Genomic DNA, 17,166 nt, shown 5'->3' with positions numbered 1-17,166 from the left:
CCCGTTTGTGGATACTGAAACTATGAGCTCGTCTTCATCGGCCGCTGTGCGATCCGGTTGGTCGGTGCGGGTGCGTATCCTCGCCGCCATTTTGGTCGTTGCCGGCCTCGGCCTGGCAGTAGCCGGCGGGACGGCGTACCTCGTGCAGCGCGATCGTGCCCTACACGACGTCGATGCTCGTCTCGCGACGAGTGTGGAGAGTGTGCGCTTCATCGTCACCGGGGCGCAGACTACAAATCTCAACGAGGTTGACGCTTTGCCTGAAGCTTCGGGCTCGACTTATTCCTCGACCAGGGCAGCCTTGCAGGCGGTAATGGCTCGACTCGTTCCGAGCCCCAACGAGAGCACCCTCGGCATCATCGACGGTGTTCCGGCGCTGATTCCGGGCACCGAATTGTCGTTTCACCTGGAAGACGACGCCGGGTTCATTCTGCGCATCCTCGACGAGGTCGCCGGTGTCAATGTCGTGCGCGGCACGGCCGTATCCGAACTCGGCAACCTGCGCTACATCGCCGCACCGGTGACCGTGGAGGGCAGCGGGGAAGTCGGAATCTTCGTCACGGCCTTCGACCTTGATGCCGAGCTCGGCGAATTGACGAGCGCGTTTCGCATCTATGCGGCCGTAGCGGCCGCAGCGCTCGTGGCCATCGGGCTGGTCGGGTGGTTCGTCGCCGGCCGGTTGCTTCGGCCGGTGCGCCAGCTGCAGACCGCGGCTTCGCGGATCACCGCATCTGACCTGCACGAGCGCATCCCGGTGATCGGCCGCGACGATATCTCCGAGCTCACCCGAACCGTCAACGACATGCTCGAGCGTCTCGATGAGTCGCTGACCGCCCAGCGACAACTGCTCGACGATGTACGCCACGAACTCAAGACGCCGATCACCATTGTTCGCGGCCATCTCGAATTGCTGGATCCGCGCAATCCCGACGATGTCGCATCCGCTCGCGAAATTGCCATCGACGAACTCGACCGCATGACTGGGCTGATCGACGACATTGAGTCACTCGCCAATGCTCAGCGCGGCAATCTGCAGCGAGTACCAACGGATGCCGCCGACCTTACCGAGCAGTTCTACCTCAAGGTCAGTGCGCTCCCTGACCACGTGTGGATCCTGGCCGAGCGGGCGCACGTTGTCGTTCCCGTCGACCCCGCGCGCCTCACGCAGGCGTTCATTCAGCTGGCGAACAACGCCGCCAAACATTCGGCACCCGGCACGGGCATCGAAATTGGCAGTACCGAACATGCCGACGCCGTCGAGTTCTGGATCCGCGATCACGGCCCTGGTATTCCGGCCGAGGCGAAGGCCCGCATTTTTGAACGGTTCGGCCGGGTCGATTCCGGACGGGGGGTCGAAGGCTCCGGTCTCGGACTGCCGATCGTCGACGCCATTGCGCGGGCGCATGGCGGCTATGTCGATCTGGTGACGTCACCGGACGGGTCGCGGTTTGGTATCCTCCTGCCGCGCCGCGTTGTCGACGTGGTGCCAGCGAAATGACGAGCATTCTCATCGCCGAGGACGAGGCGCGCATTGCCCTGTTCGTAAGCAAGGGTCTGCGGGCGGCCGGATACTCATCGACCGTGGTCGGTGACGGCCTCGACGCGGTGAGCTATGCCCAGACCGGTACCTTCGACCTGTTGCTGCTTGATGTGGGGCTGCCGAGCATCGACGGGTTCGAGGTGATGAAACGAATCCGGGCAGAGCGGCTGCCGCTGCCGATCATTATGCTGACGGCTCGCTCCAAGACCAGTGATATGGTCGCCGGCCTCGACGGCGGTGCCGATGACTATCTCGCGAAACCGTTCAAGTTCGATGAACTGCTGGCACGCATCCGTTTGCGCCTGCGTGCTGCCGAGCAGAGTTCGCCGACCGGTCTGGCCTATGGGGACCTCGTGCTTGATCTGCGCACCCGACGCGCGACAGTAGGGGCGCGAACGGTGGAACTGTCCGCCCGGGAATTTGCCCTCGCTGAAGAGTTTCTTCGGCACCCGGATCAGGTGCTCAGCCGGGAGCAGCTGTTGAGTCGGGTTTGGGGTTACGACTTCGATCCGGGATCCAACGTCGTAGACGTGTATGTGAGGTACCTCAGGGCGAAGTTCGGGCCTGAACGCATTCAGACGGTACGCGGGATGGGATATCGACTCAAGTAAGGCCGGTTCGGTGCGCCCTGGCGACGCAAGAAAGCCCGGGCCTGGGCCCGGGCTTTCATAGGCGTTACGCAGTGGTGATGTTCTGCCTAGTCAACAGACGCCGGGCTCTGCACAGACACCGGGCTGGCGGGGGACGCAACGGATGGGGCGGAGACCGGGGTCACGACAGACGGGGCGGATACCGTTGATGTGACGCTCGCCGCACTCGGGGTGGAATCGATGCTCGAGGTGCTGGACGAGTCGCTCGAGAATGAGTCTGAATCGTCGAACGTCGAGACGTTCGGGGTACTGAACGGAACCGCGGTGGTGGGCGAGACGGCCCCCACCGGCTGCACACCAATCGAAGCTCCCGAACGGTCTTCGATCTCAAAAGCGTTTGCTGCGGTCACTGCGCCACCGGCGAGCAGCCCAATGCCGAGTGCGGATCCGGCGCCCATGGCGATCCAGCGCTTTTTTGTCGTCATCTTGAGGTTCATGGTGTCTCCTTGTGGGTATTGAGCCAAGCGTGTGCTCGTCTTCGGTTACTTCAAGATTCGTGCCCCTGGATGAGAAGCCTCGGTGCCGGACGTGAGAGGACTCTCATTTTGGCCGGCGGCATCCGCTGGTCTTAGGAGGGAGAGGGGTCGCCGACGAGTTCGGTGACCGCGCAAAGAAGTTGTGTGCTGTGCGCGCCGGGACTCAACACGTGCCCCAGAAGGTGCGTTGCCGCGATGTATCGTGCTCGGTAAGCGAATGTATCGTCGTGCCGGGACCACCGGCTGCGTGCGGCGGCTGCCAAAGCGCGACAGCTCTCGGCCGCCGCGGGGCTTGCCTGGTCATCGTGGTGCAGGGCGCTCACGACGAGGTGTGCGTAGAGGGCAGCGGCATCGTCGGCCGGGTCGCCCAGCCCGGCCGTGTCGATGTCGAGCACGCCGGATATGCGCGGACGGTTGGGTGATGCGAAACCGGAAACGAGCGAATCCGGGTCCAGAAAGATCTGGCCGAGGTGCAGGTCGCCGTGCACCGTGACTGGTTCGGCGGGCGTCGCAGCGGCGCGCATCCGTTCGATGGCGGCGCCGAGCGCGGTGACCCGGGGCGCCTCGGCCGGTAGCAGGGAGCACACCCGCTGCACGTACCAGGGCAGACGCTCTGACAGTGACGCTCGCGCCGGGTCAGAACTTTCGATCAGGCTAATCTCGTGCGTGAGGCGATCCAGCTCATCGAGAAACGGGCCGAGGGGTAGTTGCGCGACCACCTGGCTGGCCTCGACGCCGTAAACGGACTCAAGCGCGATAAATCCATCGGCGCTCCAGCCTCTGCTGCGCGGTACTGGAACGCCGGCGGCTCCCCAGAGCAGATGGCGGGCGTGCAGCGGCCCCGCAGCAGCCGGGCGAACGACCTTGAGATACACCGTGAACTCGGGCGCGATCATGCGCACGACGGCCCGCTTTCCCGGGCGGTAGGCCGCAACGGTGACGCTGAGGCTGCTGGAGTGCAGGCCGAGGCGGTCGAGAAGGATGCTGGCGGCATCGGGGTAAACCGCCGCGGCCAGCGCCGGCAACTCGGGATCGTTCGGGTACAACCAGGCCGCCACGCTCTCGCCGGTCTGCTCGTCACGAAACGCGAGTACGCCGGGCCGGTCCCGTGTTGTGGGATTGGATTCGAGGTAGACGGTGTGCGATTCGGGATCGTGCGTGCCCGAATTCAACTCGATGGTGTACCCGGCGGTGAACCCGCGCGCGGTCGTCTCGATGCTGAACCGGTGCAGCCCAACCAAGGTCATGCCGAGTGACTCCGCGACAGCCTCGAGGATATCGGGCGCCTGTTCGAGCGGATGCGGCCCGCCAGGGTCAGTCGTCGTCAACGTCAACGTCAACGTCAACATCAACGTCGTCAACGTCGTTAATATCGAGGTCGTCGTCGTCATCATCATCGATGGTCTGCGATCCTGCCGGGGGCACAGCGACGGGTGCCGTCGGACTGGCCGTCGGCGAGGATTCGGGCAGAGCGCCTGCACCGGTCGCGTTCGGGTCTGCGACGGTGCTTACGGGATCGGTCGGCTGAACGAGGCCGGGTTGGTCGTCGATGGTCAGGGCAGACGTCAACGCGACAGCCCCTGCGGACCCGGCACTGAGGATGACCACGACTATGGCACCGAGGGACAATTTATAGAGCGTCTGCATTGTTCCAGTGTGGGGCCCCACCGCGCGTGTTCGCCGAGAGCAAGATGAGAAGGCTCTCATGTTGAGCCGCGACCACAGCGCAAGAGTGCTGCGCACGTTCCGGGCCCACCTTGCGAAAACGGGCCCAGCTTCTAGCCCGGGCCCGCGTTCCGGCCCGGGCCTCGATCGCTTCGTGCCTTGAACACGGCGGTGTCGGCGGGGCGGGTTACCCTTGACTCATGGCAGTGTGGGACAACCTAACGGGACAGGCCGACGCGATCGCCATCTTTCGGGCAGCGGCGCAGCGGGCACCGTCCGGCACCGGTACCGCCACCGCCGAATCGTCTTCCATGACCCACGCCTGGCTCATCACCGGCCCGCCGGGTTCCGGCCGCTCTAACCTCGCCTTCGCTTTTGCGGCGGCCCTGCTGAGCCCCGGTACCCCCGACGGCGACCTCGCGGCCGCCCGCCAAGTCGACGCGCGCACCCACCCCGACCTCAGCGTGCTCAGTACTGAGGGCGTCATTATCCCGATGAAGTCCGTCAAGGAAGCCGTCGCTCGCTCGCAGTACTCGCCATCGGTCGGTCGCTACCGGGTCGTCGTCGTCGAAGATGCCGACCGCATGGTCGAACGCACTTCGAACGTGCTCCTCAAAGCCCTCGAAGAACCACCCGAACGCACCGTGTGGATTTTGTGCGCGCCGAGCGAGGCAGACTTGCTCCCCACTATCCGGTCCCGCGTGCGCACCGTGCGCCTGCGCGTTCCGAGTGTTGCCGATGTCGCCGACCTGCTCGTACGCCGCAATGGCGTCGACCCCGCCGTTGCAGAGCTCAGCGCCCGGCTCGCCCAAAGCCACATCGGGATGGCTCGACGGCTTGCCACCAATGCGGATGCGCGGGAACGTCGCGAGGAGACCCTGCGCGCGGCCCTCGGCATCCGCTCGGTGTCGTCGGCCGTCAATGCGGCCGCGCGGTTGCTCGCGATCGCGGGAGACGACGCGAAGGCGATCACCCTCGAACTGGATGCCGCCGAGCGCGACGGCATGCTGCGCTCGCTCGGAATCGAGGCCGGGCAGTCCGTGCCGCCGGGGCTGCGCGGCCAGATCAAAGATCTTGAAGACGACCAAAAGCGTCGGGCGAAACGCAGCCTGCATGACGGCATCGACCGCATTCTGGTTGACCTGGCCTCGCTGTACCGGGACGTCTGCATGGTGCAGCTTGGCCGGGAGCAAGCTGTGATCAACCGTGAGCTGCTCGCCGAGCTGCGCACGGCGAGTGTGTCCAGCGCCCCAGCAGCCACGGTCGCCACGATAGACGCGATTGCCGTGGCACGCCAGCGGATTCAATCCAATGTTGCCCCCGCCCTCGCCCTCGAAGCGATGCTCGTGTCGGCGATCCGTCGCCCACAGTGACTCCCAGCCGCCTTCGGTAGCCTGAATCGCAGCATCCGCTTGACGCCATGAAAGAGGAACACGTTGAACCGACGCAATCGCGCTACCAGCATCGCGGCCGTAGCCCTGACTCTGACACTCGCTCTCAGCGGATGCGCCACCCTCTTCACAGCGAACCCCGCGCCCACTGATTCCACCCCCACCGGCGAGCAGGTGGCGGACAACCTCGATCCGTTCTACAGTCAGGTGCTGCAGTGGGACGACTGTGGCGACGGCCTGCAGTGCACCGAGGCCTCTGCGCCGCTCGACTACAGCGACCCGGCCGCCGGGGATATATCGCTCGCCCTGGTACGCCAGGTCGCTACCGGCAACGACCGGATCGGCTCGCTGTTGGTGAATCCTGGCGGGCCTGGTGGTTCCGGCTATGACTTCATCAAGGATTCTCTCGACTTTGCGACCGACGCCACCCTGCAGGAGAGCTTCGACGTCGTTGGGTTCGACCCCCGTGGCGTTGGGCGCTCCTCGGCGGTCTCCTGTTACGACTCCTCGGCGATGGATGAGTACCTCTACGGGCTGACGACCGCCGAGCGCGGAACGGACGCCTGGATTGCCGAGCTCGCGGCCTCCTCCGACGCCTTCGCGGCGGCATGTGCCCAGCAGACCGGGCCACTGCTCGGAACGGTCGACACGAAGAGCGCAGCCCGCGACCTCGACCTTCTGCGCGCAGTGCTCGGCGATACCCACTTGAACTACCTCGGCTACTCCTACGGCACCTTTCTAGGAGCCACCTATGCCGAACTCTTTCCCGAGAAGGTCGGCCGTCTTGTGCTCGACGGAGCCGTTGACCCGTCGACCAGCAATTTCGAGGTGACCAAGACCCAAGCTGTGGGTTTCGAAAACGCTCTGCGCGCGTACCTCACTGACTGTCTCGAGGGCAAGGACTGCCCGTTCCGAGGAAGCGTCGACAGCGCAATGACAACGATCGGCGCATTGCTGAATTCGGTGGACGCGAGCCCCATCACTGCCACGGACGGCCGTCAACTCGGCGGAAACGCGCTTCTCACGGCGATCATCTACCCGCTCTACCAGGCCACAGCGTGGCCGCAACTGAGCACAATGTTGGATACCGTACTGCACGGTAGCGCCGACGGCGCGTTTCAATTCGCGGATGCCTACAACGGCCGCGACGCCGACGGTAATTACACCGACAATTCGACCGAATCGTTCATGGCCATCAACTGCATCGATTATTCATACAACGCCGACCCGACCGTAATGCGCGCCCAAGCCGCCGAGCTCGAAGCCGCGGCCCCGGTGATCGGCCCGTTCATGAGCTTCGGCGACATTGGCTGCGCCAATTGGCCCTACAAGTTCACCGGCGAACGCACCGAGATACACGCGTCCGGGGCGGCGCCCATTTTGGTTGTCGGCACCACCAACGATCCGGCAACCCCCTACATCTGGGCACAGAAGCTGGCCGAACAGCTCGACAGTGGCAGCCTGGTGACCTATACGGGTGAGGGGCACACCGCCTACAACAAGTCGAATTCCTGCGTGAACGATGCTGTCGACTCGTATCTTGTCGACGGTATCGTGCCGGCATCCGACCCGCAGTGCTGACCCAGGCAGCTTTGCGTGCTGTGAAGTAACTGAAGCATGTCGATCGAAGCTGAAGTGCCCTGACAGCGACGTGCTGGTCGACCTGTCAACGCTGCTCTCCCAGTGCTTGCAGTGCACGGCCGCAGACCGGGAGATCCCCGAGCAGCGCCTCTCGGTCATAAAGGAAAACGTCTACCTCTTCGGCATGCGCACGGCTACTCTGCGCGACCTTGAAGACGACGTACAGCAGACCAGCAAGCGACGCTTTACGGCGGATGCGCCGGCTCTCGCCCAAGATCAGGCCGAGCGGTACTAGCGCGCCCTGGCCCCGTGGCCGTGGCCACCATCCGTCATGCCTGGCGGTGCTGGTCTGCGGGCGATGGAGCGAGCCCGTTGTCGGTCCGCGTGGATGCGTCATTCGCAGACGTGTACAGAATCACCCGCAGAAACGACTAGGCTTGGTGGCTGTGTCACCGAGTGCCTTATGGGGCGTTCTGGTAACGCCGCCTTAGCTCAGTTGGTAGAGCATCTCACTCGTAATGAGAAGGTCGTCAGTTCGATTCTGACAGGCGGCTCCGTTGAATTTGCTGGTCAGATGAAGTTTCTGAAACCGGTCCAGTGGTGTGTTTCTCCGAATTTGCCGGATTTGCCCATTGGGCCTGGAGCATTTTGGTCAAGAACGCCGGAAACGGTACTGATCGTGGCTCATGGTTCTTCGGCGTGCCCCAGAGGATGGCGCCCGTTGGTTCTGTAACGGCTTCAGCTACGTCCAGGCCGCGGCGTCCCAAGTCGAGGCGTTTGACCTTTAGGGCGGCCATCTCGCCCTAACGGAGGCCCGTATAGGCCAGCAGGTAGATCACTGTCGAGGTGGGCGCGCAGAGTGTGGCCAGCTCATCGACTTGTTCGGGGGGGGGGGGGGGNGGGGGGGGGGGGGCACGGCGACGGGAGTTTGACACGGCCCTAGACGCCCTTGAAGGTTGCGACACTCTCGTTGTCACCACGCTTGACCGTTTGGGCCGGTCGACAGCCAACATGCTGGAGCTCGCGGAAGCGCTGCGCACGCGCGGTGCCGCGCTTCGCGTTTTGAACCTGGGCGGGGGAGACGTGGACGCGAGCACACCGATGGGCGGCATGGTGTTCACGGTTATGGCCGCGTTGGCCGAGATTGAACTGGCCATCAAACGCGAACGCATCATTGACAGTGTCAACAAGCGTCGCGCGGCCGGCAAGGATCTCAGCGGCCGCCGCCCACAGTTCACCGAAAGCCAAGTCCTCAATGCCCGGCGCCTGGTCAACGCGGGCGAATCCGCCACGCAGGTCGCGCGAGATTTGAGCATGTCGCGTGCCACTTCGTATCGAAGAATTTCCGCACTCGGTGCGTGAAGCTCGATTGTGTTCGCGGGTGAAGTAATCGGAATTTGTGTGATAATTTCCTCGAGGTGACGCGCCGAGAGCCGTCTTCGAGGTGGTGACCTTCGGTCCCGGTTGTCCCCCTTCACCGGGCATTTTCTCAGGCGGGGTATACGGGCATGGAGTGTCGCGAAACCCTCCGAGGAACTGTTGGTATTCCCTGCGTGTTCGGGCGTTCCGGTGGTCGTCCGGCTTGCGGGCGGGGAGCCGCGGTACCGTCGATGACATGATTACCACCGCTTGACTTCGCCTTCGGCGTTGACGCCGTGCTGATGTGGGCCATCCCCCACGCAACAACATCCGGCCGACTTGTGGTTTGATCAACAACGTGCGCCATTCCGTTTCGAACCGACACCGTCCGAGCCCCGTCGCATGGTTGTCCCTCGCGGTGTGCGGCACGCTCACTGGTTGCGCGGGAGCAGTCCCGGCGTCGGACGCGGTGTCACAAGTGTCGGCGCGCAAGGCAGTCGCTGACGTCTCTCGGGGTCTCTACCGTGAGGGGACGGACGTGATCGATGACTATGCCCGCTGGGCTGACACCGACACCGAGAAATCGACCGTAGTCGAGTTGATCGGCTACGAACCATATCCCGGCGCGATCCACGGCGAACCAGTTGGAGCGCTGCAGTTTCGTGCGACGATGCAGCCCACCCCGAACGAAGGGCCGCACGTCGCTTGCTTTGAGTCGCAGTTCGATTTCTGGGGCGTCGCGACCGAGGAGCCCGGCGAATGGAGCGACGACATAGCGGTCGCCCACGACATCGCTTGCCCGCCGGACGCAAAGCGCATCCCCCCTCCGGTCGACACCCGCTTGGTTGACGTTGTTCCCGACGGAGCGGAGGCTCTCGTCGTCGAGGTGCTGACAAGCGCGCCGTCCGCGGCATCCGCTGACGACATAGTCGCTGAGATCGTCAAGCGAATGCCGCAGCCGACCGGTGAGCGTGAGGTCGCGTTCAATCCAGAGGTGACGGTAGTCGAGGGCGACATCGGCTTCGCGATGGGCGATGGGGACGACTGCCTGCTCGTGAAACGAGACGTCGACGGCGTGCAGGTGTTGCAGGTACCCAAGATTCTGCTTCAGCCCGGAGAGCTCGGGTGCGCAGCCGGCACGGCGCTCCAGCCGGGCGACCAGCTACGGTCCCCCCACTGACCCAGAATCTGGGCGCTCGGCAATCGGCCCGATTGGCCGCGGATCCGTCGCGCAGGGGGTTCGGTTTGCGGGACGAGGGTGAGAGAGTGGGTTCTCCGTGACGAGTCCCAGTGGCCGCGGGGTTCGATCAACCCGCGCGGGTTCCTCCGCGTCGCCCGGCGAGGTAGTCGGCCGGCATGCCGGGACCGATGCGGACGGCAACCTCCTCCGCCCGCACGATGCCGCACGTCTCACAAGTCGTGACCGCGTGCACCGCGCCGTCACCGCAGGCGGCGTGTCGGTACAGGATCGGTGGTTCGATGGGGGACGCCCAGGCGTTGCCCCACTCGGTGAGGGCGATGAGCGCGACCGCGAGTGCGCGGCCCTTGGTCGTGAGGATGTAGTCGGCAGAACCTTCGCGCTCCATGATGCCGCTCGCGACGAACGAATCCAGCCGCGAGGTGAGCACGTTGGTCGCGATCCCGAGGTTGTGCTGGAAGTCGCCGAAGCGCGTCACCCGAGCGAACAAGGCGTCGCGGATGATGAGCAGACTCCACCGCTCGCCGACGAGTTCGAGCGATCGCGCGATCGAGCACACCTGCGTGTCATAAGCCTTCCCCAACATGGCTCGACTCTACCACTTGCATGATGCAAGTTGCTGGGGTTACGCTCACTTGCATCAAGCAAATTTAGGAGGCCTCTCCGCCGAGGGAGGCACGCAAAGGAGCAGAGAAATGAACGCGAACTTCACGACGACGATCACCGTGGATGCCACGCCGCAAAAGGCGTTCGACGCGATCAACGACGTCCCCGGGTGGTGGGGGCGGATCACCGGCTCGACCACCGCAGTCGGCGACGAGTTCGTCTACGTCGTCCCCGGGCTGCACTACAGCGGATTCCGGGTCACCGATATCGAACCGGCACGACGCATCGCATGGCTCGTCACGGGCAGCTACCTCGACTTCACCGCCGACAAGCAGGAGTGGAACGGCACGACCGTCCGGTTCGACATCGAGGAGGCCGACGGCGGAACGCGGGTCACCCTCACCCACGAGGGCCTCGAGCCCGAGGACGAGTGCTACGACGTGTGCTCGAACGCGTGGGGCATGTTCGTGAACGGTAGTCTCAAGGCGTTCATCGAAACCGGGGAAGGCAAGCCGTACTCATTTAATGGCGACGAGGCGCTCACCGCCGCCGATCATGCAGAGCTGCACCATCAGGTGGCCGAGGCAGCCAGGCTCGCGAACAACGCAAGCTGACGTGAATCTGAGGCCCGGCAGCAGCAATCACTGCCGGGCCTCAGCAACGTCAGTCCGCGGGGGCCGCATCGTGCGGCCCGGGGCATCGGCCCGGTTCCGATATATTCCGCACCATGAACACCCTCAGGACGGAGGTCCACGTTTGATCTGCGATGGAAAGCGGCGTGCGAGTTCGCGTTGACGGAGACCGCGTTCCGCCCGACAAATCGGCTCATGCTGGCCTGCCCTCAATGCTGAGCGCACTGCGAATCTCACGGGCCTCGACGCAACTCGAACGCGTAGTGCCCCGACGGGGATACGACGGCAGACGAGCCCGCACATGGGTAAGCCTCACCCCGCAGGAAACCAGTGCGCTACGGATCGAGGTCGATATGTTGCGCGATATCGTAGACCGCGTACAACCGTCACAGCAGTGATCGAAGAGGCGTTCTCCGCCGTTCTGACCGGAGCGCTGCGCTCGTGTAGCAGATGTTGGCATGGGCCCGCAGCAGCCATTCGCGCTGGGGTTCGTGCCCGGCATCCGTCCCGCTGAGGGTTCCCCTTGCGGATCCACGACAAGGCGAAGGCGGGCCGGAATTGCAATAGAGTCGGCGCAGGATGAAAAGCAGGATGGCACTGACGCGGTCTATCGGCATTTCTCTGATCGTGGTCGGTGTTATCGCTGCTCTCTGCGTAGTCGCCTTGGCTTGGTTGTCCGCCACGTACGGCGGACTCGATTACAAGTGCCTCGTGGAAGGACCACGGCGGGTGTCCGCCCCTTTCGCGGTCACGTCGGAAGCCGTGCGGGTGCACGGATCTTTCTCCTGGTGGCCGTTAGGGCGAGCCTGTAACTGGCAGCGTGCAGACGGTCAAGGCTTTGTGATAGCCGGCCCTGGCTGGACCACCACCATCACATTCCTCGTCTGTGCCGCCGTTGCATCCGTTGGTGGACTCCTCATCGCCATCGGAAATGCGCGCACGCGCTCCTTGGCCGCAGCGGGACGCCAAGGCATTCCCGGCTAGGCGTCCCGCAAGACGTTCCCCTGTGACACAACGTCGGCGCACTCGGCCGCCAAGTGGTTTGGCCCAAATCTGTCGCGCTCGACGTCCGGCTTACGGGCGCCGGCGCGCGGTGGCCCGTTTAGGTCAGGAGTAACTCGACCGGTGTCGCGAACGCGCCCATGGCCGTAGGAGCCCGGGGGAATTCGGTGCGTTCAAACTCGCTGCTGCCCGTGGCGGTGCTGGACTTGTTTCAGGATCTTTGACTCCGCGCGGAAGTCGATTCGCTGGACCACTCCACGATTGATTCTGAAGTCGAAAACAACTTTCGGTTCGCCGCGGTGAATCCAGGCGGCACCCGGCCGCTCTGCAACGTAGACAGGGAACGCGGCCTTGGCTGCGCCATTGAAGAACCGCGCCACCTGTTCGGCCCCCTCTAGGTGGTCCGGCGTTCCAAGGGTGATGGCGGCGGGGTCGCCTTCCACTATGGCGTTCGGAGCGAGGAGCTCCAGCAATCTGGTGAAGTCACCGTTCCGGGCTGCGGCCAGGAAAGCGTCTACCACTTGCCAGTCAGCTTGTCCCTCCAAAACAGTAAGCCGTGTCGCCGGCTGCGCCACTTTGCTTCGTGCCCTTGACGCCATCTTGCGTGCGGCCACCGGTGTCCGCCCCAAGATTTCCGCGATCGTGTGAAAGTCGAATCCGAAGCTGTCGTGCAGCACAAACGCAACTCGCTCTGTCGGGGTCAACCGATCAAGCAAGATGTGAAGGGCAACACCAACCGTCTCAGCGAGAGCTATTTCCTCAGACGCGTCGGGTGAAGTCTCAACTACGTCGACGTCCGCTTCGGGGACTGGGATGCGAGCCCGCAGCCGGTCCAGACACAATCGGGTCGTAACCGTCGTTAACCAGCCCGGAAGATTGTCAATGTCGCCGTCTGCCGCATCCATTCGCAGCCACGCGTTCTGGACGACATCCTCAGCTTCATGCGGGTCGTTGAGCACGCGTCCGGCGACCCGCAGCAACCGGGGCCTCTGCTGCTCGAACTGAGCGGTCTGGTCCACAGTGGTCCTAGTCTCTATCAGCCTGCGCGGACGGTCGAGGCTTAATTTAGTCCTCAGCGAGCTGGACGAACGCCTTTTTTGTGTTTGAGTACCAGTCCATCGACTGCTTCGGGTGTTTCCAACGGTTTTTCATGTCCTCACGCGCCTGCTCATGTGTGGCGTCACCGTCCTTTACCGCCTGTTTGAGGTGGCGGTCTTGGTCCTTGATGACCTGATCGGCTGTCTGTGCACGAAGCTCGTGGTCACACGGGCCGCCTAGCTGTCGGCATGTCATTGTTTTCATCAGTGTGCTTCCCGTTCGTTTGGTTGCGCAGGGCTGCGAATTGCATCTCCCATCTCTATGACGATTCGTGGCGGGTGCGTGTGACCGCCAGCCGCTTAAGTTTTCGGAGAAGGACAAAATGACCAACCCGATGAGGGCGGTCGCTCGCCTAATCTGACCGTGCTGCCTCACAAAGGGAACGAGAGGCGAAAAAGTCATCCTCTCAAAAACGCTTATCCACTAGCCCTGCATAACAATCACAGGCCCAGCCTGCGACGCCCGTCCGCAATCAATGGAGAATCAAAGTGAGCCACAAGGAGCATTTCCCGTCACCGGTCCGTTTTGCAGCCCTCCTCTCAATCGCGCTGTCCCCTGAAGAGTCGGCGGCATCACACCCGCTCAAGCCATGCAACGACTATTGTCAGAGCCAGAAAAGCCCATCGCTGCGACGACCGGTTGAATCCGCCCTGCCATAGCCACGCCGGGACCGTGAAAGCGCCAACACTGGCCTTCGTGATCAAGCGCGTCAGCTCGGCGCCATTTCGTCGGTCAGTTCTGGCCCAGCGATAAGCGAATTTGTCGGAGTTGCCAACCATGCCTATTTGCTTCATCGGTTCAGAATATCAGTGGAGAAAAAACGAAGGTGTCTAACTGTTACTTTGAGGTAACACACCGAGTCGCGTGCGATTCGCGAATTTGAGCATCCGGGATAATTCTTATGGTCACTAAGGCGTTTTGCAACGATCGTGTTCTACAGGTAGTTCTCTGCGGTTCTGGTAGAACGGTGAGCTATCTGTGAATTATCAATTGATGCAACAGGGGCCCTCATGTCATTTCAAAATGCGACAACAAGTCGAGAATTAAGAACCACCGACCTTCTCGTCGGTCGATTTGCGCGATGGCCACCGCCCCATTGCTGGCCTTGGGACTCGCTGGCTGCACCATGGGGGGCGCCGACGCAGGTCCAAAAACTACTACTTCTCCGGCTCCTTCGGCTTCATCCTCTGCGACCGCAGAACCGGATGCGGCGCAACCAAGCGGCGTTTGTGCCGACGATTTGGAAGTCTCCATTAATACGGTCGATTCGAGCGGCTACTACCTGGTGTTCACAAATTCGACCGATACCGAGTGCGTCCTTCAGGGTTTCCCCGCTGTCGCCCTGATCGATGCGTTCGGCGCTCAACTAGGTGATTTAGCGCGCGAGAGGGACGGCTTTGAACGCTCTGACACGTCGGTTTCGGTCCTCCCGGGCGAGGCCGCGTACGCGGACTATATCGCCTCACCCGCATCGCAGATCGGCAACGGCATGTGCGACCCGATAGTCCAGGTTTCTGGCTTCAACGTCACGGCGCCCGGTGCATCGTCGACGACGTTTCTGGCCATGGAGGGTTTGAGCTCCTGCACCGGAAAAGCATGGATGACCGGCTCCAGCGTCGGTCCCATCGACTCAGAGATGCGCATCGCGAGCACCTGATCACGTTCTCGTGCCGATCGCCCGAGATTCAAGAACGTCCCGTTTGGGGTTCGACTTACGGGCAGACCGCGCAGAACATCGACTAAAGCAGATTTTCCGAACGAGGCGCCTGTGGGCCATCTTGCTTGCATGGGGAAGTTCCTAACTATTTGCGCTGCTGGTTAGGAATGTTTGATATGTCTGACGCAAACCACAAGAGCGGCAACGAGAAGCGCCAGTGACGCCAACCAGAACAGCCAGACTGTTCCGTGGAAGACTTCGAAGCGCGCGGCGGCAGGAAGTGCAGCGGCGAGCAGAACCAAAGTCACGATGGCTGCGCGGCTGCGTCGTGAAGTTCGCCGATTGTCTCTCATGAAGCCATCTTCGAACGCGACGCCGCTACTGTCCAATTGACGGTTCCGGAAATGACACTTGAACACAAACTTTGTTTTAGACACCTTAACGCCTGAATGCGAAATCGTCTGGGCAATCGTCCCGCAGAGGGTTCGGCTCACGGGCACCGCTCGCTTCGGGACGTGTCGCCGAGCATCAGCTCCTTTGACGCCGAGCTGACCGCCCGCAGCGTGCGTTGCCTTTCGGGATCAAAATTCGTGTCCACTAACCAAGGGCAAGGCCATATCGACCAGGCGGACAGTGGTTCGCCATCGACTCGCCAGCTTGGGACAACATTCTTCTAGAGATCTGGGATAGTTCGGGTCTTAGCGGACACTTCTTAGTGTGATGCAAAATTCCGAGAACACCGAAGCCACGTTATGGGAGCGCGCACGACATGACGATGGCGTAGCGTTCGGCCTCCTATTCGACCTCCACCAGGCTCGTATTTACCGCCGTGCGCTCGCTTTGATGGCGAACACGCACGACGCAGAAGACGTCTCGGCGGCCGCTTTCTTTGAACTGTGGCGCAAGCGGCGAACGGTGCGATTAGTTCACGGATCGGTGCTCCCGTGGTTACTTGTCACGACCGTCAACCTCTCGCGCAATTCCCAGCGAGCAAGGTCGCGATACGAACGCGTACTCCGGGCGTTGCCCAGAGCCGAAGCAATGGCACCGCCGGATGCCGCGGCACTTGAGACGAAGGAACGCCTCACCGAATCGCTCCAACGCCTGTCCGCGGTCGACGGTGCACTTTTCATCCTCACCACGCTCGAGGATGTGCCGTTGGCCGAAGCCGCCGAGGTCGTCGGCCTCAAAGCCTCCACCGCACGAATGCGTCTTCACCGCGCTCGAGAGCGAATCCGAATCGACCTCCATGACCTCCGCCCGACACTCCAACCCGCTGTAGAAGGGACCTACTGATGAGCACGACCGAGATGAACACCAACTTCGCTCAAGGCGTACGAGCAGAACTCGCCGCGATCGGAACCAAGGACAGCGGCCTGCAACGACACCAGCGGCGCGCGCGTGGTCTTGCCGTAGGGCTCGGCGCATTGGCACTGGTCGGCGCCACAACCGGCGCTGCCGTCGTCGTCTACAACCTCCCCGGGACAACATCCGTGGCGCTCCTCGGCAGCAGCGTCTCTACCACCAATACGGGCACCGCGAACATCGATCTTGGTCCAGTCCCGGCTAATGCCACCGTTGTCGTCATCGACTGGGCGTGCATTAGCGATATCGGTCAACTGGCCCTGCTCACCGTACCCAGCGCTGGCTCCGCTGGGCCTGACGGGCGCGGCGTGGACTGCGCAGGAAGCGGCGGACGAACAATCCACGTTGACGACGGTCTGCTCCCACAGGCGGGCTCCACCTCGGTCACGATCACCGCCGATCCGGACACGACCTGGAAGGCCACCGCGCAGTACGCGACGTCGACGACCACGGAATGGAGCGTGAACAACGATGGGCAGACCTACGGGGTGCCCAACGTCCACGGCGTTCCCGACCTCACCCCCGCCAGAGCCTCCAACGGGGAATGGGGTTACGTTTACAGCAGCGAGCTCCAAGCGATGGACAAGGAAGGGTTCATCAGCGTTTACACAGCCGATGGCACCACGATGATCGGCCAGCAGCCGTTCCACATCCTCGACAACATCCCCGTGGATGAAACCATAATCCCTCACCTCTATCGTGGGGATGACCCCAGCAAATGACGGAACCTAGACCCGACGCAATTGCTCTGAGTCCCGGTAACTCGATTGACGTCACCTGGGTACTCGAATCCTTCATCAAAGACAGCAGCGCAACCGAGCCGTGATCGACGGACAAGGCCATCCCATTGCAGGACCGGTCGACGGTCCTGCAATGGGATGGCCTGCGCTGACTCACTGGGCGACGTTTCGCCGTTCAAGGACGATCTATATGGACCGCCGATTCT

Annotated in this window: 17 protein-coding genes, 1 tRNA gene and 1 pseudogene; 13 read left to right on the top strand and 6 right to left on the bottom strand. The window is 62.8% G+C overall.

Annotation, left to right across the window (positions count from 1 at the left end):
- The first annotated feature begins 22 nt into the window (after positions 1 to 22).
- On the top strand, positions 23 to 1,498 hold the full coding sequence (locus E3T51_RS01425) for a sensor histidine kinase (protein WP_134526530.1): 1,476 nt from the start codon (positions 23 to 25) through the stop codon (positions 1,496 to 1,498).
- Positions 1,495 to 2,151, top strand: a complete 657-nt coding sequence (locus E3T51_RS01420) for a response regulator transcription factor (RefSeq protein WP_134526528.1) — start codon at positions 1,495 to 1,497, stop codon at positions 2,149 to 2,151. The genes E3T51_RS01425 and E3T51_RS01420 overlap by 4 nt, the downstream gene beginning before the upstream one ends.
- 86 nt (positions 2,152 to 2,237) lie before the next feature.
- Here the strand turns inward: E3T51_RS01420 and E3T51_RS01415 are convergent, their stop codons facing one another.
- From E3T51_RS01415 to E3T51_RS01405, 3 genes are all read right to left on the bottom strand, one after another.
- Positions 2,238 to 2,627 (bottom strand): superantigen-like protein SSL4, encoded by a 390-nt coding sequence (locus tag E3T51_RS01415; protein ID WP_104193249.1) that lies wholly within the window; start codon positions 2,625 to 2,627, stop codon positions 2,238 to 2,240.
- Positions 2,628 to 2,758: 131 nt separating this feature from the next.
- Positions 2,759 to 4,015: a phosphotransferase family protein gene (locus E3T51_RS01410; protein WP_166806339.1), complete on the bottom strand. Its 1,257-nt coding sequence runs from the start codon at positions 4,013 to 4,015 to the stop codon at positions 2,759 to 2,761.
- Positions 3,981 to 4,313: a hypothetical protein gene (locus E3T51_RS01405; protein WP_134526523.1), complete on the bottom strand. Its 333-nt coding sequence runs from the start codon at positions 4,311 to 4,313 to the stop codon at positions 3,981 to 3,983. Before E3T51_RS01405 ends, E3T51_RS01410 begins: the two co-directional genes overlap by 35 nt.
- A 218-nt stretch (positions 4,314 to 4,531) precedes the next feature.
- On the opposite strand from E3T51_RS01405, the gene E3T51_RS01400 reads away from it, so the two are divergent.
- The 6 genes and pseudogenes from E3T51_RS01400 to E3T51_RS01375 all read left to right on the top strand — a co-directional run bounded on the left by E3T51_RS01400 (position 4,532) and on the right by E3T51_RS01375 (position 9,842).
- A complete protein-coding gene (locus E3T51_RS01400) occupies positions 4,532 to 5,704 on the top strand; it encodes a DNA polymerase III subunit delta' (protein ID WP_134526520.1) in 1,173 nt (390 codons plus the stop codon).
- Between the two features lie 63 nt (positions 5,705 to 5,767).
- Positions 5,768 to 7,303 carry an alpha/beta hydrolase gene (locus E3T51_RS01395; RefSeq protein WP_134526517.1) on the top strand — a complete coding sequence of 512 codons (1,536 nt, stop codon included), beginning with the start codon at positions 5,768 to 5,770 and terminating at the stop codon, positions 7,301 to 7,303.
- A 70-nt stretch (positions 7,304 to 7,373) separates the two neighbouring features.
- A complete protein-coding gene (locus tag E3T51_RS01390; RefSeq protein ID WP_134526514.1) occupies positions 7,374 to 7,598 on the top strand; it encodes a hypothetical protein in 225 nt (74 codons plus the stop codon).
- Between the two features lie 186 nt (positions 7,599 to 7,784).
- Positions 7,785 to 7,857: transfer RNA gene (locus tag E3T51_RS01385), tRNA-Thr, on the top strand.
- 340 nt (positions 7,858 to 8,197) lie between these two features.
- Positions 8,198 to 8,665 (top strand): annotated as a pseudogene (locus E3T51_RS01380) (recombinase family protein); the annotation flags it as partial.
- A 535-nt stretch (positions 8,666 to 9,200) separates the two neighbouring features.
- Positions 9,201 to 9,842 carry a hypothetical protein gene (locus E3T51_RS01375; RefSeq protein WP_134526508.1) on the top strand — a complete coding sequence of 214 codons (642 nt, stop codon included), beginning with the start codon at positions 9,201 to 9,203 and terminating at the stop codon, positions 9,840 to 9,842.
- A 127-nt stretch (positions 9,843 to 9,969) separates the two neighbouring features.
- On the opposite strand, the gene E3T51_RS01370 is transcribed toward E3T51_RS01375, so the two are convergent.
- The gene (locus E3T51_RS01370; protein ID WP_134526505.1) at positions 9,970 to 10,446 is read right to left on the bottom strand and encodes a winged helix-turn-helix transcriptional regulator; all 477 of its coding nucleotides are present in this window, start codon (positions 10,444 to 10,446) and stop codon (positions 9,970 to 9,972) included.
- A 109-nt stretch (positions 10,447 to 10,555) separates the two neighbouring features.
- Here E3T51_RS01370 and E3T51_RS01365 point away from each other — a divergent pair, with 109 nt between their 5' ends.
- Together E3T51_RS01365 and E3T51_RS01360 are read left to right on the top strand one after the other, a co-directional pair.
- Positions 10,556 to 11,080: an SRPBCC family protein gene (locus tag E3T51_RS01365; RefSeq protein ID WP_134526502.1), complete on the top strand. Its 525-nt coding sequence runs from the start codon at positions 10,556 to 10,558 to the stop codon at positions 11,078 to 11,080.
- A gap of 609 nt (positions 11,081 to 11,689) precedes the next feature.
- The gene (locus E3T51_RS01360) at positions 11,690 to 12,082 is read left to right on the top strand and encodes a hypothetical protein (RefSeq protein ID WP_134526500.1); all 393 of its coding nucleotides are present in this window, start codon (positions 11,690 to 11,692) and stop codon (positions 12,080 to 12,082) included.
- Positions 12,083 to 12,273: 191 nt separating this feature from the next.
- Here the strand turns inward: E3T51_RS01360 and E3T51_RS01355 are convergent, their stop codons facing one another.
- Complete coding sequence (locus E3T51_RS01355; protein WP_134526497.1) at positions 12,274 to 13,119, bottom strand: sigma-70 family RNA polymerase sigma factor; 846 nt, start codon at positions 13,117 to 13,119, stop codon at positions 12,274 to 12,276.
- A gap of 1,160 nt (positions 13,120 to 14,279) precedes the next feature.
- Between E3T51_RS01355 and E3T51_RS01345 the strand changes: the two genes are divergently transcribed.
- Entirely contained in the window at positions 14,280 to 14,855 is a 576-nt protein-coding gene (locus E3T51_RS01345) for a DUF4232 domain-containing protein (protein ID WP_134526491.1), read from the top strand.
- A 161-nt stretch (positions 14,856 to 15,016) separates the two neighbouring features.
- On the opposite strand, the gene E3T51_RS01340 is transcribed toward E3T51_RS01345, so the two are convergent.
- A complete protein-coding gene (locus tag E3T51_RS01340; RefSeq protein WP_206751166.1) occupies positions 15,017 to 15,292 on the bottom strand; it encodes a hypothetical protein in 276 nt (91 codons plus the stop codon).
- Positions 15,293 to 15,575: 283 nt separating this feature from the next.
- Between E3T51_RS01340 and E3T51_RS01335 the strand changes: the two genes are divergently transcribed.
- Positions 15,576 to 16,151, top strand: a complete 576-nt coding sequence (locus E3T51_RS01335; RefSeq protein WP_134526486.1) for an RNA polymerase sigma factor — start codon at positions 15,576 to 15,578, stop codon at positions 16,149 to 16,151.
- The gene (locus E3T51_RS01330; protein ID WP_134526483.1) at positions 16,151 to 16,942 is read left to right on the top strand and encodes a hypothetical protein; all 792 of its coding nucleotides are present in this window, start codon (positions 16,151 to 16,153) and stop codon (positions 16,940 to 16,942) included. Before E3T51_RS01335 ends, E3T51_RS01330 begins: the two co-directional genes overlap by 1 nt.
- Positions 16,943 to 17,166 lie beyond the last annotated feature (224 nt).

This window comes from Cryobacterium serini (assembly GCF_004404025.1).
Classification (GTDB): Bacteria; Actinomycetota; Actinomycetes; order Actinomycetales; family Microbacteriaceae; genus Cryobacterium; species Cryobacterium serini.
Note: the sequence above shows the minus strand (reverse complement) of the source record. Positions and strands in the feature narration are given on the sequence as shown.

What these genes read in the sequence shown, in the direction of transcription:
- E3T51_RS01425 (WP_134526530.1), top strand. Translation starts at nt 23, where the DNA reads ATGAGCTCGTCTTCATCGGCCGCTGTGCGATCCGGTTGGTCGGTGCGG.
- E3T51_RS01420 (WP_134526528.1), top strand. Translation starts at nt 1,495, where the DNA reads ATGACGAGCATTCTCATCGCCGAGGACGAGGCGCGCATTGCCCTGTTC.
- E3T51_RS01415 (WP_104193249.1), bottom strand. Translation starts at nt 2,627, where the DNA reads ATGAACCTCAAGATGACGACAAAAAAGCGCTGGATCGCCATGGGCGCC.
- E3T51_RS01410 (WP_166806339.1), bottom strand. Translation starts at nt 4,015, where the DNA reads ATGTTGACGTTGACGTTGACGTTGACGACGACTGACCCTGGCGGGCCG.
- E3T51_RS01405 (WP_134526523.1), bottom strand. Translation starts at nt 4,313, where the DNA reads ATGCAGACGCTCTATAAATTGTCCCTCGGTGCCATAGTCGTGGTCATC.
- E3T51_RS01400 (WP_134526520.1), top strand. Translation starts at nt 4,532, where the DNA reads ATGGCAGTGTGGGACAACCTAACGGGACAGGCCGACGCGATCGCCATC.
- E3T51_RS01370 (WP_134526505.1), bottom strand. Translation starts at nt 10,446, where the DNA reads ATGTTGGGGAAGGCTTATGACACGCAGGTGTGCTCGATCGCGCGATCG.
- E3T51_RS01365 (WP_134526502.1), top strand. Translation starts at nt 10,556, where the DNA reads ATGAACGCGAACTTCACGACGACGATCACCGTGGATGCCACGCCGCAA.
- E3T51_RS01360 (WP_134526500.1), top strand. Translation starts at nt 11,690, where the DNA reads ATGGCACTGACGCGGTCTATCGGCATTTCTCTGATCGTGGTCGGTGTT.
- E3T51_RS01345 (WP_134526491.1), top strand. Translation starts at nt 14,280, where the DNA reads ATGGCCACCGCCCCATTGCTGGCCTTGGGACTCGCTGGCTGCACCATG.
- E3T51_RS01335 (WP_134526486.1), top strand. Translation starts at nt 15,576, where the DNA reads ATGCAAAATTCCGAGAACACCGAAGCCACGTTATGGGAGCGCGCACGA.
- E3T51_RS01330 (WP_134526483.1), top strand. Translation starts at nt 16,151, where the DNA reads ATGAGCACGACCGAGATGAACACCAACTTCGCTCAAGGCGTACGAGCA.